General features: G+C 54.8%; 11 protein-coding genes and 1 pseudogene. 4 read left to right on the top strand and 8 right to left on the bottom strand.

From position 1 onward, the window contains the following. Positions 1-118 precede the first annotated feature (118 nt). Both ACL02P_RS22610 and ACL02P_RS22605 read left to right on the top strand, forming a co-directional pair. Complete coding sequence (locus ACL02P_RS22610; protein ID WP_412836711.1) at positions 119-1,033, top strand: DUF4338 domain-containing protein; 915 nt, start codon at positions 119-121, stop codon at positions 1,031-1,033. Further along, positions 1,026-2,528, top strand: coding sequence for a transposase family protein (locus ACL02P_RS22605; protein WP_412836758.1), 1,503 nt, complete (start codon positions 1,026-1,028; stop codon positions 2,526-2,528). The genes ACL02P_RS22610 and ACL02P_RS22605 overlap by 8 nt, the downstream gene beginning before the upstream one ends. Before the next feature lie 197 nt (positions 2,529-2,725). On the opposite strand, the gene ACL02P_RS22600 is transcribed toward ACL02P_RS22605, so the two are convergent. Further along, the gene (locus ACL02P_RS22600) at positions 2,726-3,148 is read right to left on the bottom strand and encodes an alanine racemase (RefSeq protein WP_412838124.1); all 423 of its coding nucleotides are present in this window, start codon (positions 3,146-3,148) and stop codon (positions 2,726-2,728) included. 159 nt (positions 3,149-3,307) lie between these two features. On the opposite strand from ACL02P_RS22600, the gene ACL02P_RS22595 reads away from it, so the two are divergent. Both ACL02P_RS22595 and ald read left to right on the top strand, forming a co-directional pair. After that, on the top strand, positions 3,308-4,555 hold the full coding sequence (locus tag ACL02P_RS22595) for a PucR family transcriptional regulator (RefSeq protein WP_412838123.1): 1,248 nt from the start codon (positions 3,308-3,310) through the stop codon (positions 4,553-4,555). 103 nt (positions 4,556-4,658) lie between these two features. After that, a complete protein-coding gene (gene ald / locus ACL02P_RS22590) occupies positions 4,659-5,792 on the top strand; it encodes an alanine dehydrogenase (RefSeq protein ID WP_412838122.1) in 1,134 nt (377 codons plus the stop codon). Positions 5,793-5,848: 56 nt separating this feature from the next. Here the strand turns inward: ald and ACL02P_RS22585 are convergent, their stop codons facing one another. The 7 genes and pseudogenes from ACL02P_RS22585 to ACL02P_RS22555 all read right to left on the bottom strand — a co-directional run bounded on the left by ACL02P_RS22585 (position 5,849) and on the right by ACL02P_RS22555 (position 16,065). Further along, a complete protein-coding gene (locus tag ACL02P_RS22585; RefSeq protein ID WP_412838121.1) occupies positions 5,849-6,784 on the bottom strand; it encodes a D-alanine--D-alanine ligase in 936 nt (311 codons plus the stop codon). A gap of 57 nt (positions 6,785-6,841) precedes the next feature. After that, positions 6,842-8,323 carry a PLP-dependent aminotransferase family protein gene (locus ACL02P_RS22580; protein WP_412838120.1) on the bottom strand — a complete coding sequence of 494 codons (1,482 nt, stop codon included), beginning with the start codon at positions 8,321-8,323 and terminating at the stop codon, positions 6,842-6,844. A gap of 93 nt (positions 8,324-8,416) precedes the next feature. Further along, a complete protein-coding gene (htpG, locus tag ACL02P_RS22575) occupies positions 8,417-10,297 on the bottom strand; it encodes a molecular chaperone HtpG (protein ID WP_009224618.1) in 1,881 nt (626 codons plus the stop codon). 125 nt (positions 10,298-10,422) lie between these two features. Further along, positions 10,423-11,601: a PstS family phosphate ABC transporter substrate-binding protein gene (locus tag ACL02P_RS22570; RefSeq protein ID WP_260069750.1), complete on the bottom strand. Its 1,179-nt coding sequence runs from the start codon at positions 11,599-11,601 to the stop codon at positions 10,423-10,425. Beyond that, on the bottom strand, positions 11,598-11,819 hold the full coding sequence (locus ACL02P_RS22565) for an ATP-binding protein (RefSeq protein ID WP_009224616.1): 222 nt from the start codon (positions 11,817-11,819) through the stop codon (positions 11,598-11,600). The genes ACL02P_RS22570 and ACL02P_RS22565 overlap by 4 nt, the downstream gene beginning before the upstream one ends. Positions 11,820-12,458: 639 nt before the next feature. Further along, positions 12,459-13,416, bottom strand: a pseudogene (locus ACL02P_RS22560) (alpha-L-fucosidase). A gap of 153 nt (positions 13,417-13,569) precedes the next feature. After that, positions 13,570-16,065: a beta-mannosidase gene (locus ACL02P_RS22555; RefSeq protein WP_412838119.1), complete on the bottom strand. Its 2,496-nt coding sequence runs from the start codon at positions 16,063-16,065 to the stop codon at positions 13,570-13,572. Positions 16,066-16,169: the final 104 nt, after the last annotated feature.

Raw genomic sequence — 16,169 nt, 5'->3', positions numbered from 1 at the left:
ACATTTGACGCGGGTTTTCATAGATCGTCGAAAAAACTTTTTCGCAATCCCGTGCTGGACAAGGCAAAAACACTATGCGATAATAGTGTGGGAACCTGTGGGGGGGGGCGAAATCTTTATGACTCAGGACTCGGAGCTGTTAGCTGGACGGATATTTACCAAGCAAGAGTTGGAAGATATCAAGTACATCGTACGCCGGTTCAAGCACTTAACCCGAACAGAGTTGGCACATACCATCTGTGAGGGGCTTGAATGGTTCGCTCCTAACGGAAAGTATAAGCGAGATGCCTGTATGGCATTGCTTGAGAAGTTGGAAGCCAAGGGTGAGATTGTTCTTCCGGCAAAGCGGAAGACGGTCGTTCGTAATCCTTATGTTCCTTTCGCGCAAAGTGATGAACTTCAGGAGCAAGCAGTTCTTTCCGGCACTGTATCTCAATATGCCCCAATCGCTTTGGAACCCGTTCAAGACCAAGCCGATGTTCGCCTTTGGAACAGTTTCATTGAACGTTACCACATGCTGGGCTACAAACGCCCGTTTGGCGCCCATCAGCGCTACTTTATCTGGTCAAGCGCCGAACCGAAGCGTCGGCTCGGATGTCTGCTGTTTTCTGCGTCGGCATGGGCCTTGGCTGAACGCGACAACTGGATTGGCTGGAGCAGGGAAGACCGCAGCCAGCGTTTGCATCTGGTCGTGAACAATACTCGGTTTCTCATCTTTCCATGGGTGAAGATCAAGAACCTGGCGAGCAAAGCGCTGGCGATAGCATCATGCCAAATCGTCGTCGATTGGCAGGAGCGATACGGCTATGCACCCGTACTGCTGGAGACATTCGTGGACACGGCGCATTACGCAGGGACGTGTTACCGGGCGGCCAATTGGATCGATCTTGGTCTTACCGCCGGACGGGGGCGCATGGACCGAACACACGAGCATGCGCTAAGCCGGAAACGCATCTTTGTCTATCCGCTGCGGCGGGATTTTCGAGCGCAGCTGTGTTCGCTGCCCGTATCCGGGGGTGAGCGGGATGAGTAAACCGGTGTCCGCAGCCCAGTTACGCCGCAAAGCCAAAAGAAGAAGCCAGAAGATGCTCCGAGTCCGTCAGCAGAAGCAGGGCATAGCCATGCCGCGTAAAGCAACGCTTCCGAATCGCAACAGCATATGGAAGACGCCGGAAGAGGAAAAGGCGGGAAGACAGCAGGCGGTGGAGGGAACCCTGAACGTATTCCGGCAACTGCTGCCGGGGCTGCTGCATGACCTGGGGAAGATCGAGGATCCGCGCCATCCCAACAAAGTCAAGCACAAGCTCACCGTGCTGATGCTGTACGGGATACTGGCGTTTGTGTTTCAATATGCGTCGCGGCGGGAAGCCGGACGCGAGATGAGCCGTCCTGTGCTGTACGAGAATCTAAAGGCGTTGTTTCCCGAACTGGAAAGTTTGCCGCATCACGATACGCTGTGCCGGTTGCTGGAGCGGATCGAAGTACAGGAGATTGAGCAGGCGCACCTGAAGCTGCTTCGGCGGCTCATCCGAAGCAAAAAGTTTCGAAACGATCTGGTGAAGAAACGATATCTGATCGCGGTAGACGGCACACAAAAATTGGTGACGCAAACGTGTTTGTCCGAAGAGCAACTGCACCGGAAACCGGGCGGCAAAGAAGAGCCGGAATACTATGTGTATCTGCTGGAAGCGAAGCTGGTGTTTCCCAGCGGGTTGGTGTTGCCGCTGATGAGCGAATTTCTGGATAACACGGTCGATGAAGGGAGCAGCAAACAGGATTGTGAATTAAAGGCGTTTTACCGGCTGGCGGCACGACTGAAAGCGGCGTTTCCCCGCTTGCCCGTGACGCTTCTGCTGGATGGCTTGTATGCCAACGGTCCGGTGATGGCGCTTTGCCGCAAAAACCGGTGGGAATTTATGATCGTGCTGCAGAACGATTCGCTGCTGAGCGTATGGAAGGAAGCACATGCGCTCATGAAGCTCCATCCGGAGCAGACCGTCACCCGCACTTGGAAGGGGAGAGCCCAGACATTCCGGTATACGAATGACATCGAATACGTTTATGGCTCCAATGAACGGTTGAAGCAGACCGTACACGTCGTCGTCTGTGAAGAAACGTGGGAAGAAGCAGATGAGCAGGCCAAGATCGTCACGAAAACCTCCCGCCATGCCTGGCTTTCCAGCGAACCGCTCCATGAGCGCAACCTGCATGTGCGTTGCAACGTGATGGCCCGGAGCCGCTGGGGACTGGAGAACGACATCCTGCAAGAGAAACGGCAAGGGTACCAGTACGAGCATGTTTTCGCCTATGATTGGAACGCGATGAGAGGATACCACTACCTTATGCATCTGGCCCATTTGATGAATGAACTGGCCGGACTGGTTGAAGTTGTGGCGGCATTAACTTCTCAGTTCGGCATTCGCGGATTTCTTCGGCTGCTGCGGGAAACGATTGCGAGTCCGTGGTTAGACCTCGTACGGATGCGGGAACTTCAGGAACAGAAGAGGTACCTGCGTTTTGCTTCATGACCTGCAAATGTGCATAAAGAATCCAAGAGTGCGACGCAACACGTCTGTCCATTATAAGGAAAAAAAGTACGCTCAAAGAAGAAAGTACATCACGAGAAGGTGGTGATGCAGCCGTACAGCCGGATATTTTCCGGAAAAGTTCATAGGATACCCCGTAAAAACGGCATTTTAGCCATTCGCAAGACCTACAAACATTTTCATGCGTCAGCTGTGATGCGCGCCGCGCACCCTTGCTTTTTGGCGCAAGCGATCGTCTCCTGCAGGACTTCCTGGGTATCCAACGTCAAGGTGATGCCCTGCCGAACCGCCGCTTCGACGCCAAACGGTGGCGTGTAGCCGAGCACTAGAATAGGTTGTGATATACCGGCCGCTCGCAGCTGCAGCGCCTCATCAACAAGGGCAACGCCGAGACAATCGGCGCCGGCATGGATGGCGGCTTGCGCCGCTTGCACCGCTCCGTGTCCGTAGCCGTTCGCTTTGACTACGGCCATCAGCCGGCAGCCCTCGGCGATTTGCTTACGGAAGAGCCCCGTATTGTGGGCGATGGCGTCCAGCGACACTTCCGCCCAAGTTTCCCGATAGCCGGTAGGGGTGGAGACCCTCGATTGCATCGTTGTCATCGTGGAATACCTCTTTCCTAATCAATAATCAGCATGAAGCATCTTGAAATTAAGTATAATTGAGCCGCTCCTGCCGGGGTTTGTCTTCCTACCCCAAAAAAACGGCATGATCCTAGTGCGGCTTCACAAACCATACCGCATCGGAGGTGACGCTCGCCTATGAGCCAAGATCAAGACGATATTTTCGAGCCATACTCCGACAATCTGGAATTGCTCGCGGAGAAGATCAGCGACGTGCTGGGCCGTCCGGTCACGATCGAAGACGCCAACCATCGGCTGGTTGCCTACAGCTCGCACGAGCCAGAGACCGACGCGGCGCGGCTGGCCACCATCGTCGGGCGCCGGGTGCCCGATCAGATCATTGGCAGTCTCTGGCGGGACGGCGTTATGCCTCGCCTATTGGAGAGCGAAGCGCCGATTCGCGTCGCTCCGATTCAAGAGGTGGGGCTTAGCGGCCGCGTTGCAACGGCGATCCGTTCGGGCTCCCGGGTTGTCGGCTTTATTTGGGTGCTGGAGGCGGAGAGGCCTTTTTCAGAACGGGAAATGGCGTTATTCGCCAAGGCGGCCCAAGCCGCCCGCACCAAAATGGCCCAATGGCAGCTGCAGCGCCATAAGGAGGAAGAGGCGCATCGCGATTTTTTCTGGCAGCTGCTGACCGGGCATCTGTCCAACGAAACCCTAATCCGGGATAAGGCTCAGCGGATCGGGATCGCACTCCCTCCGCAATTCCATGTGGTCGTCCTGCAGTTTGCCGCCGAAGTGAAGGAATCGTGGCAGCGGCAGGCGCTGGAGAAATGCGCTCCCCTCTCCGCTTATAGCCGGATCGTGCTGCACGCCATCAATAAAAATCAGCTGATTTTGTTATTTGCGCCGATAACGGCGGATACTAAGGATGGAGTCGCCAGCCAGCTGGGGCTGCTTCAGCAGAATTTGCGCACCTATTTTTCGCCGCATTTCCTAGGATTGGCCAGCGGATGTCTCTACAGCGAATACGGACGGCTGGAAGACAGCTACCGCGAAGCGCTGCTCCTGCTTGAGGTGAAGCAGCGGTTTCCCAAGGAGACCGGAGATCTCGTGATATATAGCGATCTCGGGTATTACCGGTATCTTCCCCGAATCTGGGAGGAGCTTCAGCGGCATGGCCGCGCGGGCAGCCAACTGGCCCGGCTGCGGGCCTACGATCAGGAGCATCACAGCGAGCTGGTGCACACGCTGGAGGTGTTTTTGGCGCATGACAGCAATGCGAAGACAGCCGCCGAAGCCCTGCATGTTCATGCGAATACCCTGAATTACCGGCTGAAGCGAATCGCTGAAATCGGCCGGATCGACTTAACCAGCATGGAGCAGAAAGTAACCTTATATTTGGAACTCAAAGCCGAACGTTTCGGCGGCAGCAACGCATTGTGAAATTTCACAATGCGGGCTGTCTTTTTTCTCATATCGCCACAAACAAAAATCACAGCTCCTGTCCTATACTGATGTCAGATCGTTTGACAGAGGAGGTTACAGCATGATCATTGGAGTCCCCAAAGAAATCAAAAATAATGAGAATCGAGTTGCCCTGACCCCATCGGGCGCCTATTCGCTGGTGAAAGCAGGTCACTCGGTATGGATCGAGACCCAGGCGGGTGCTGGCAGCGGCTTTGAGGATACGGAATATGCGGCCGCCGGGGCCAAGGTGGTCGGCAGCGCCGCCGAAGCCTGGTCGGCCGATCTGGTGATGAAGGTGAAGGAGCCGCAGCCGTCGGAGTATGGCTTTTTCCGTCTAGGTCTGATCCTGTTCACGTATTTGCATCTGGCGCCGGAACCGGAACTGACGCAAGCGTTAAAAGATCAAGGTGTGACCGCCATCGCGTATGAAACGGTTGAAGTGAACAAAACGCTGCCGCTGTTGACGCCAATGAGCGAGGTTGCCGGTCGGATGTCCGTGCAAATCGGGGCGCAGTTCCTGGAGAAGCCGCACGGCGGCAAAGGCATCCTGCTCGGCGGTGTGCCTGGCGTGAAGCGCGGCAAAGTGACGATCATCGGCGGAGGCGTCGTTGGCACGAACGCAGCCCGAGTGGCGATCGGCCTAGGCGCCGACGTGACGATCATCGATCTGAATCCGGATCGCCTGCGGCAGCTGGAGGACATCTTTGGCGCCAGCGTGCAGACGCTGATGTCGAATCCGCAGCACATCGCCGAGTCGGTTGCTGAATCCGACCTGGTGATCGGCGCGGTGCTGATCCCCGGTGCCAAGGCGCCAAAGCTGGTCACCGAAAGCATGGTGAAGGCGATGCGCCCCGGCTCGGTCATCGTGGACGTGGCCATCGACCAGGGCGGCATCTTCGAAACGGTCGACCGGATCACGACCCATTCCGATCCGACCTATGTGAAGCATGGCGTCGTGCATTACGCCGTGGCGAACATGCCGGGCGCCGTACCGCGCACCTCTACGCTGGCGCTGGCCAACGCTACGCTGCCTTATGCGCTGGAGATCGCCTCGAAGGGCCTTTACACGGCGCTCAGTGAACGGGCAGCTCTGCGCAAAGGCGTTAACGTCGCCGCTGGTGCGATTACGTACGCCTCTGTTGCCCGGGACCTTCACTACGAGTATGTGCCTGTTGAGCAAGCGCTGGAGCTGCCCAGTTCCCCAGTTAACTAGGCGATTTCGCCGCATTCAACAAGAGCAAGAGATCCGCAACCAGCGGGTCTCTTATTTTATGTGGCAGCAACGCCGCTCCCTCGCTCGGCCAGCGACAGCTCGATGATCCGGTCGAGCAGTTCGCTGTAACTGATGCCAGCAGCAGCGGCGCTGCGCGGCAGCAGGCTGTTCGCCGTCATCCCCGGCAGCGTATTTACCTCCAGCACGTAAGGGACACCGTCCTTGAGAATCATATCGACCCGGGCATAAACGCGGCATTGCAGCAGCCGATAACACGCCAGTGCTGCCGCCCGTACCCGCGTCTCTTCGTCGGGAGGCAGCGTGATCGGCTTCTCCTCCGCCCCGCCGTCGCTGTATTTGGCTTCGTAGTCAAACCACTCCGCTCCATTGGCCGCCCGGATGCCCAGCACCGGAAGCAGCTCCCCGTCCAGGATCGGGCAGGTGATTTCCTGGCCGGACACCATGGACTCGACGAGCACAGACTCGCCCCAGCGGAACGCCTCCTCCAGCGCACCGCGCAACAACTCCGGCCGGTCGACGCGCTGGACGCCGATGCTGGAGCCTCCTGCATTCGGCTTGACGAACAGCGGATACGCGAGCCCCGCCATCTTGGGTTCCCACGTTCCGTCCGCGAACATGGCCCGCTCCAGATAGGCCCCGTCCGGCGTCGCAATCCCTTCAGTCTGCAGCAGCCTCTTCGTCAGATTCTTATCCATGCATAAGCTGCTGGACAACACGCCGCTGCCCGAATACGGGATGCCCATTGTCTCCAGCACGCCTTGTACGGTACCGTCCTCGCCAAAAACACCATGCAGCGCCAGTAAAGCGAAGTCAATCCCCCTCACCCGGTCGATCAGCTCCTCGCGCTTCGTTAGCTCAATCGGTATCACTTCATATTTATTGGAGTCCAGCTTCCCCACGATTTCCTTCCCCGTCATCAGCGAGACCTCGCGCTCCGAGGAGACGCCGCCCATAATTACGCCTACCTTCATCCTGTTTCTCTCCTTCACCCGTTGTTTAAGTCCATGCAGCACCTAACTACCCCGTTGCTAACTCTGATCTCCTAACAGCTTTGTAGCCGTATCACCGATCAGGCGAATCCCCTTTTCGATGTCTTCCTCGGATACCCGCGAAAAACCAATTCGCATCGTGTTCCGTCCTCCGCCGTCAACGTAGAACATATCCCCCGGAGTAAAGAGGACGCCCTGATCCGCGCAAAGCTCGAGCAGCTTCCACGTATCGAACTCCTCCGGAAACTCCAGGAACAAATGTAACCCGCCGCTGCCCGACAACCGGGAGAATGGCACGTACTGCTCGCAGCAGGCCTTCGTCCATTCGTACTTCCGCCGATATTCGGCCCTGGCCCGTTTCAGATATTTTTCGAGATTCCCGTTCAGCAAGTATTGATACAGCAGGGATTGGTCCAACGTTGAGGTATGAATGCTGCGCGCCCGTTTGACGCTTTCCAGCACCTCGATCAGCTTCCAGTCTGCTAAGATCCAGCCGACACGAATCCCCGGGAACAGCACCTTCGAGAAACTTCCCAAATACACCACGCCGTTCCCCTGCCCTGCCATCGCAATCAACGGCGCGACGTGGGAGCCGGAATACCTCAGCTCCTCATTAAATCCATCCTCGATCACCGGCACCCGGTAGCGGCCGAGCAGCTCTAGTATCGCCAGCCGTTTCTCAGCGGACGTCACGATCCCGGTTGGGTTATGATAGGAAGGAACGAGGAACGCGCCGTCAAAAGCCTGCGTCTTCAGCTCGCGCTCCAGCGCTGCCAGGTCCAGGCCGTCCGGCTCCATCGGAATCCCGGTGATCTCGAACCCGTGCCGCCGCAAATTTTTGATCGCGGTTTGGTGCGTTGGGTTTTCGCATAACATGCGTCCGCCCGCACTGCCATCCCGCCCCAGGGCTGACAACACGATGTCCAGCCCTTCCGTAAAGCCGCTGGTGATCAGCAAATCCTTGCCTTGCAGATCCACGCCTTTACGTTCCATATAGTTCAGCAAATAATCGATAAGTGGTTTATATCCTTTTGCGTATCCATAGTTCAATAAGACGCGGCCTTCCACCGCCATCCGATCCAAGAATGCGCGTTTGACGTTCTCCAGATCAAACAGCTCCTCGTCAGGGGCGATACTCGTAAACAAAATGGCGCCTTTCGCCGCCCGCAGGCCGGGCCTGCTGCGTTTCATATGGTCGAGCTCCACGGACAGCCGGGCTTGCCGATTCATCCGCTCGCGCCAATCCATCCGCCAGGTGGGGACCGCCTGCCCGCTTGGTGCAGAGACCTCGGCGACGAAGTTCCCTTTCCCCGTGACAGCATACACTAGCCCCTCATCCTGCAAGGCTTCATAGGCAGCAATGATACTGCCCCGGCTGACGCCCAGCAACTCCGACAGCTCCCGTGTAGAGGGAAGCTTCTGCCCAGCCTGCAAAGCGCCTTGCATCATCAGCCGTTTGATATAATTTTTCACCTGTACGTAAACCGGCGTTTCCGCCACAAGCTTAAATTCATGAAACACCCTGTATCGCCCCCACCCTCATGATGGCATATTCCAGGCCAAAAATAAAAGAACCACCCTCCCGCATTTTTCGGAGGAAGGTGGTTCTTCCGCTTATACCATCACTTTGCAAATATCGTTCGTAAATTCAACTGGATCGTTGATTGGCAGCCCTTCAATCAGCAGCGCCTGATTGTACAGCAGGTTCGTGTACAAGGCCAGCTTCTCTTTGTCGCTCTCGTAAGCCTTCTTCAGCGACTGGAAGACGTCGTGGTTCACGTTGATCTCCAGCACTTTTTCGGCTTTAACCGACTGGCCGTTCGAGCCTGGCATCGAGTTCAGTACCTTTTCCATCTCGATCGTCAGCTCACCTTCCGTCGACAAGCAGACCGGATGGGATTTCAGACGTTTGGACGCTTTAACTTCCTTCACCTTGCCCGCCAGCAGGTCCTTCATTGCGGCGAACAATTCCTTGTTCTCATCCGTATTCGCCTTATCTTCGGAATTCTCGGCTTCGATGCCCAAATCACCGCTCGATACCGATTTGAATTCCTTATCCTTGTATTTCATGATCATCTTGATCGCGAACTCGTCAATGTCGTCGGTGAAATACAGGATCTCGTATCCTTTATCCAGCACCAGCTCGGTTTGCGGCAGCTTCTCCAGCCGTTCTACCGATTCACCGGCAGCATAATAAATATACTTCTGGTCTTCCGGCATGCGGGAGACGTATTCATCCAGCGTAACAAGCTTCTTCTCCTTGGACGAAGTGAACAGCAGCAGATCCTGCAGCACGTCCTTGTTGATGCCGTAGTCGTTGTACACGCCAAACTTCAGCTGGCGGCCAAACGAAGCGTAGAACTTCTCGTATTTCTCACGGTCTTCCTTCAGCAGCGTTTGCAGCTGGCTCTTGATCTTGCTTTGGATGTTCTTCGCAATCAACTTCAACTGGCGGTCATGCTGCAGCATTTCCCGAGAAATGTTGAGCGACAGATCCTCGGAATCGACCATCCCTTTGACAAAGCTGAAATAGTCCGGCAACAGATCCGGGCACTTATTCATGATCAGCACGCCGTTGGAGTAGAGCTCCAGCCCTTTTTCGTATTCCTTGGTGTAATAGTCAAACGGCGTCTTCTCCGGAATATACAAAATCGCATTGTACACGACCGCGCCGTCAGCCTTGATATGGATATGCGATACCGGTTTATCGAACCCGTAGCGCTTCTCCATGTAAAAGTTGACATAATCCTCTTCCGTCAGTTCGGATTTGTTCTTGCGCCAGATCGGCACCATGCTGTTGATGGTTTGCTCTTCGGTGTACGTCTCGTATTCGCCTTCGCTGCCTTCCTTCGGCCGGCTGCTCGTGACGTCCATCTTGATCGGATAACGGATGAAATCCGAATATTTCTTGATAATCGACTTCAGACGGTATTCCTCGAGGTATTCGTCATATTGGTCGTCTTCGGAGTTTTCTTTGATCTTCAAAATAATATCCGTACCCACCGTTTCCTTCTCACACGGTTCGATCGTGTAGCCGTCCGCCCCTTTGGACTCCCATTTGTAGGCCTCGTCCGAACCCAGCGCCCGGCTGATCACGGTAACCACGTCGGCGACCATAAATGCGGAATAGAAGCCGACACCAAACTGCCCGATAATGTTATGACCATCCTTCAGTTCATTTTCGTTCTTAAACGCATACGAACCGCTGTTGGCGATAGTCCCCAGGTGCTTCTCCAGCTCTTCCTTGGTCATGCCGATCCCGGTATCGGAAATCGTCAAGGTGCGGTTTGCTTTATCCGGCTTAATCTTAATAAAATAGTCGTCCTTGTTAAATACCAGCTTGTCATCCGTTAACGCCCGATAATAAATCTTATCAATGGCATCGCTGGCGTTCGAAATCAGCTCACGCAGAAAAATTTCCCGCTGTGTGTAAATCGAGTTGATCATCATTTCCAGCAGTCGTTTAGATTCTGCTTTAAACTGCTTTTTCGCCATGAATCGGATCTCCTTCCTTTCACCCCATGGGGGAACTTGTCTTACAACATATTAGCACTCTACAAGGAAGAGTGCTAATTCCTAGTTTTTAGTTTATCGATCCCCAATTCGAGTGTCAATACGTCCTAGGGGGCGAGCGGCGTATAGCCCGTTTGCTCCACTAAATACTGCCCTTGCGGGGAGCGAATCCATTCGATCAGCTTCTCCACGTTCGGATTGTCACTGCCCGCCGTTACCGCGTAAAACTCGGCCGCAAACGGATATTCGCCGCTGGCAATCGTCGCTCGTTCCGGCTTCACGCCGTCGATGGCCAACAGGCGGATATTCCCGTTTTTCACCATCTCGGTGGCATAAAACAAGAACGAATAGCCCAGCGCGTTTTTGTAGTTGCGGTAATCCGCGGTCCGCGAAATGATGCCACCCATCCCGGAGGCCACATTCTCCTTGGGCGGTTTGGCGAGCTCCCGTCCGTCCATCACCCGTATCAGCATCGTCTGGCTTCCGCTGTCCTCCGGGCGCTGAAACGCGCGGATCCGCTCATCGCGGCCCCCCACTTCACTCCATCGGGTAATTTCCCCCGAGTAGATCCCACGGATCTGCTCCGTCGTTAACCCGGTTACCGGATTCGACGCATTCACGAAAAAGACAAACGCCTCACGGCCGATCGGGGTGAGCTTTAATTCCTTCCCTTCCTTGCGGGCGGCGGCTATTTGCCCCTCCGACGGCGCGGCGGCGAAAATGATATCCGCCCGGCCTTCGATTAAATTCTTATAAGCCACAGGTGTCGTATTCACCATGACCTCGCTGTCGTAGAGATCATAATCCTGGCGCGGATATACGGTCTGCGCAAACGCTGCATACAGAGGATAAAGTGCCGTTGCTCCGTCAAGCCGCGGTAAATCCTCCGTTAATGTCAATTTGGACGGTTCCGGCAGCACGGCCAGCTTCCCCGTGTCCGCAAACGGCCGATACGGCCTCATATCTACCTCCTGGTCGCTGACGACCGGAATGCTGTTGTGGTAAGCTTTGCGAATCTCGTATCCCCCTGTTGTCAAGCCGCCCAAGATCACGACGGCAAGCAGCGAGAAATACAACTTGCGACGGTGCCGCTCCGGCAAGAACATAAAGAAAGCCAGAAAGACGACCAACACGGCCGCCGCAACCAGCACCAAAGGCGTATAGAACACCGCTCCGCCGGAGAATGACACGATTAAACCGGCAAAAAATCCTAAGAATAAAATCACACTAGACAACAGGACACAGAGCACAATTTTGGCCGCAAGCTCTCCGACGGATTTGTTCATCCTTCATTCATCCCCTTTGCTTCTTCCTCACAGTTATAGATCGGCAAGCTAATCGTAAACTTCGTCCCCGCTCCGGGTGCGCTTTGCACGCTCACCGTGCCGCCGAACGAAAGAATCGCCTGGTAGGAGAAAGTCACCTCGAGATTGGTAGGCTCCTGCTTATCGCCAACCGGCTTGGATATCGCTAGGTACTCGGATAACCCGCTCGTTTTGTGCATAGCTGATGAACAAATCCTTCTCGGTGACCGCTTTTCAGAACAAACAAAGTATGTATAAAACTTTAATTCCATGTATCTCTCTATAAACCCTTTTTCTCTGACAACAAATTTTCTCTGACAACAAAACATGGACTAGAATGCATCTTTGGCATGTCCGCCGCCTGCCGATGAGTCTGGGCTTGTGGCTGAGCAATATCTCATAGCCCTGCTCTGCCAATGGCTGTCCACCCGCATCGTCAAATGGCTCCAATGAGTGGGGAAAGATGCGGGCCCCTCTTTTCCCCTTCTTTGCAGGATTATCCCCTTTGGTCAGGGGGCCCAATGAGGTAAAAAAGATGAGCATATGTTTGCGATAAATCGTCCAGACAAACGATATGTACCTATTTTTCTCACGAGAGAGGAAAGGACTTTGGAGGTAACGGTGGAATCGGTTTCCACCATTTTGCAGACGATTTTGCTAACGAGGAGGATTGCCTGGAGGTCTTGAGGAAAGGGCGGACAACCTGCGTCGGCTTTGGTCGGAGGGGTACGATCTTACCTTTTGCCTATCTTCTGATCAAACGGGATAATCCTGTAAAACGGGCCCGGACGACAGGCCTGGACCTGCCGACCGACGTACGCCCAATGCTTCTCCCTACTCTAGTTATGGGTGACAACCGCACCCGAACCGCCGTACATTTCGACTGGCTCAGCAAACTCCAGCTTCAGAACGGTAACATGCTCATGACAATCCTCAGGCGTTAAATAGATCCACGTCGTTCCCGGGATATTAAACCAGGGCACACCGCCATGAATTTCATGTTTCAGTTCTTTGCCCGAATGGAGCACGGTCACTTTTTGAATCGGATTACATAAGCCCTTGAGGCAGACGCTTTCCTTCGGGTCATCGTAAACGAACAGATATAACGTCTTCCGATCTTTCGTTAACGTGCTTCCGCCTAACCAATAGCGGGTCATGATCCCTTCGACAGTTCCATACACGGCTTCTTCATGCGCGCGTATCCAATCGCCTAACCCAAGCAAAATGACAGCTTGTCTCGGATCGATCAACCTTGCCATATTTCGTTAATAGTTCGCTCAACTGATGACGATTAAACTGCAAGAACCTCTGCCACTTCGCCTCGTCCTGTTTACCGTCCAGCGGTTCCGAGAAACGGTTAACCTGGCTTAGATCCTCAGGCACAGCACCGCCTGGATACACGCTAGGATAGTCTGGATGGGACCAGTCGATTAACGAATAGTACAAACCTAGTCGAATTCCCCGTTTCTTTATCGCTTCGGCATACTCTTTAACGATGTCACGTTTGGCCGGCGTTCGCTTGACCACGCTCAAATCACTGTACTGGGTATCAAACAGCGCTACGCCGTCATGATGTTTCGTCGTCAACACCGCGTACTTCGCCCCGGACTTCTCGATCAATTCCGCCCAGTGGTCGGCATCAAACCGGGAAGCTGTGAACCCGTCCAATTGTTTCATGTAATCCTCATACGAGATCACGCCGTTATGAAAGGACCAAGATTCGGAAACACCGTCAACCGCGTAAATCCCGTAATGGATAAAGATCCCCAGCTTGGCGTCTTCAAACCATGGTAACATCGCTATTCCCCCTCTATGCTTGTTCCTCCTAACGATAGGCGATTGCAGCATGAGGGGTAAATATGTTGTTTTTACGACGGATATGTCATTTTGAAGATCATCTGCTTAAAAAAGGGGGGCCCCTAAGGAACACCCCCGTTTATCTTCTGCGGTTTAGATATCAAACACGCTGCGAACCGTGAGCCGCTCTTGCAGCTCGGTTAATGCCGCCGGACGGCTCAGAGTCGATTTGGCGATGGTGACCGTCTTCTTCGATCCGCCGGACAAATCGAAATAATTGTCGCTAAAGATGGCGTCCAGCCCCGTAAAATCCAGCTCTACGAACCGAGCATACGCTTCTGCGGTCAGCGTGATCGTAAAGCGGTCTTCCGCCTCCGTGATCACGGCTTGAATGTTCGGATTGGCGAATTCGAAATGCTTCGCTTTGACGAACAGGACCGTGCCGCCGCTGACGATCTCTCCGTCTTCCTCCCAAGCATATTCGAGATAGGTGCTCCGCAGCTTCGCTTTGGTGTCCAGCTCTCCGGCAAAATCAAGCTGCTCCAGCTCCACGCTGGTAAACGGAGCGACTTCCGCCGCCCGTTCTCCCTGCCGAAGCACTTCGGAGCAGGCATTCCGCAGCGTCCAGACCAGCTTGCCCTTCGCGGTCTGCTTGCTTTCGTTAGATACGTGCAAGGCGACTCGTGTACCTTCCTCGCAGGCCGACGCCAACACGGGAGCAAAGAAGCGCTTGGCCTCATATTGCAGCGCCTTCCATCTGCCGTAGTAATCGATGCTCGACCAAGAGGCTACCGGCCAAATGTCGTTGAGCTGCCAGTACAATGCCCCCATGCAGCGGCCGCGGTTGCGACGCCAATGCTCGACTCCGCAACGCATGCCTTCGGCTTGAACCAGTTGGGAGGCATACAGCAGGGACGAGAAATCCTTGGGATAACGGTACGTTTCCCCGATGTAGTAGAGGATTTTTTCGTTCCCCGTCCCGTTTTTCTGGTGAGATTCCATTACATAAGAGAAAATATTCCGGTCCTCCGGTAGCGTAAACGTCTCCACCGTCTTCAGCGACGGGAATGACTGCAGCCCGAACTCCGACATGTAACGCGGGTAGATGGTGCGGTAGGCGGTGAAAGGCTTCTTGCCGTGCCACACATCCCAGTAATGCATGTCCCCGTAATTTTCGTCATTCGGCTTGTCGAAGCTCCCCTTCGAGGACGGCGAGGCCCGCCAGTAGAACGTATTCGGATCGATTTCCTTCGCGATCTCCGGCAGCAGCACCTCATACATCTTGATGTAGTCCGCTTGCAGTTGCAGCGAGGTTTGCTCCGCCCAATTCCACTCATCCCAGGCCATCTCCTGCTCGTTGTTCCCGCACCAAAGCCCCAGCGATGCGTGATGGCGCAGCCGCTTCATATTGTCGATCGTCTCCTGCGTGATGTTCGCCTTGAATTCCTCGGTCAACTCATAGACGCCACACGCGTACATATGGTCCTGCCACACCACGATCCCGTATTCATCACATAAATCGTAAAAATAATCCTCCGGATAATGTCCCCCGCCCCAGACGCGGATCGTATTAAAGTTGGCTTCAGCACAGCTGCGGATCAGGTGTTCTGTCCGCTCTCGGCTGCGCCGCGGAAAGATGTTGTCCTCAGGAACATAATCCGCCCCCATGGAAAAGAACGGAATCCCGTTCACGACAAACTGGAACGATTCGCCCCATTCGTCTTCTTCCTGCAGCACCGTCAGGGTGCGCAGGCCGATGCGCAGGTCGTGCCGGTCCAGCTCCCGGCCTTGCTCGCTAAGCACAACCTCCACTTCGTATAGCGGCTGCTCGCCGAGCCCGTTGGGCCACCACAGCTCCGGATTTAGGATCTCTACCGGAATATGCCGCTCTCGGAGAGTGCCATTTGCCCCAGCGGTGGATTGCTCATTTTGCTCCGAAACCTGGGTTTCCAGCACATGGCCCGACGGACTGGTTACGCGGACCGTGATCTCCCGGTTCCCTTCCGCCCAGCTATCCGTCCGCACGCGTACATCCAAGCTGACCTTGCCGGGCTCGTGGGTTTGCGTGATGTACACATCTTCGATCCGGGAACGATCGTAACCGCGGATGGTCATGTCCCTCCAGATCCCGAGGTCTGGCAGCTGCGGCCCCCAATCCCAGCCGAACATCGAATGCGCCTTACGCAGATGGGAAATCCCCGGCACGGCGTCAGCACAGCCGATCAGCGGCCGTTCCGCCTGCTTGCGCAGCACGTATTCAACCGGCGAACGCAAAATCACGTGAATGTGATTTTCCCCGAGAATCAGCTGCGATTTGATGTCAACTTCGTACGTCCGGTGCATATTGTCTGCGTTCAGAATGAGCGTCCCATTCAAGTACACCTCAGCCAGGGTATCCAACCCCTCGCAAAGCAGCACCACCCGGTCATGGTCCAACGTGGGCTCGTCCACCTGAAAGGTCCGTTCATATTCATAATCGTATTTCGAAAGCTCCAGTACCTCGTACTCCTGATCGCGGTAATACGGGTCCGGCATTTGTCCGGCATTCAACAAATCATAATAAACCGAACCCGGCACGGTTCCCGGGAGCCATTCCGTCTGGTCCAGCCGTTTCATCCGCCAAGCTCCGCCCAAGTCGACAAGCAGCATTGTTTTGCCTCCTCATGTACTTTTTTATCCTGACCATGGTTTGATTGTACTAAAGAGGCTGGATATTTTCTTGTATTGTCTTCACCTAAGTCATGTGCTATTTT

The sequence above is a fragment of the Paenibacillus sp. MB22_1 genome (assembly GCF_047200555.1).
Lineage (GTDB): Bacteria > Bacillota > Bacilli > Paenibacillales > Paenibacillaceae > Fontibacillus > Fontibacillus phoenicis.
Note: the sequence above shows the minus strand (reverse complement) of the source record. Positions and strands in the feature narration are given on the sequence as shown.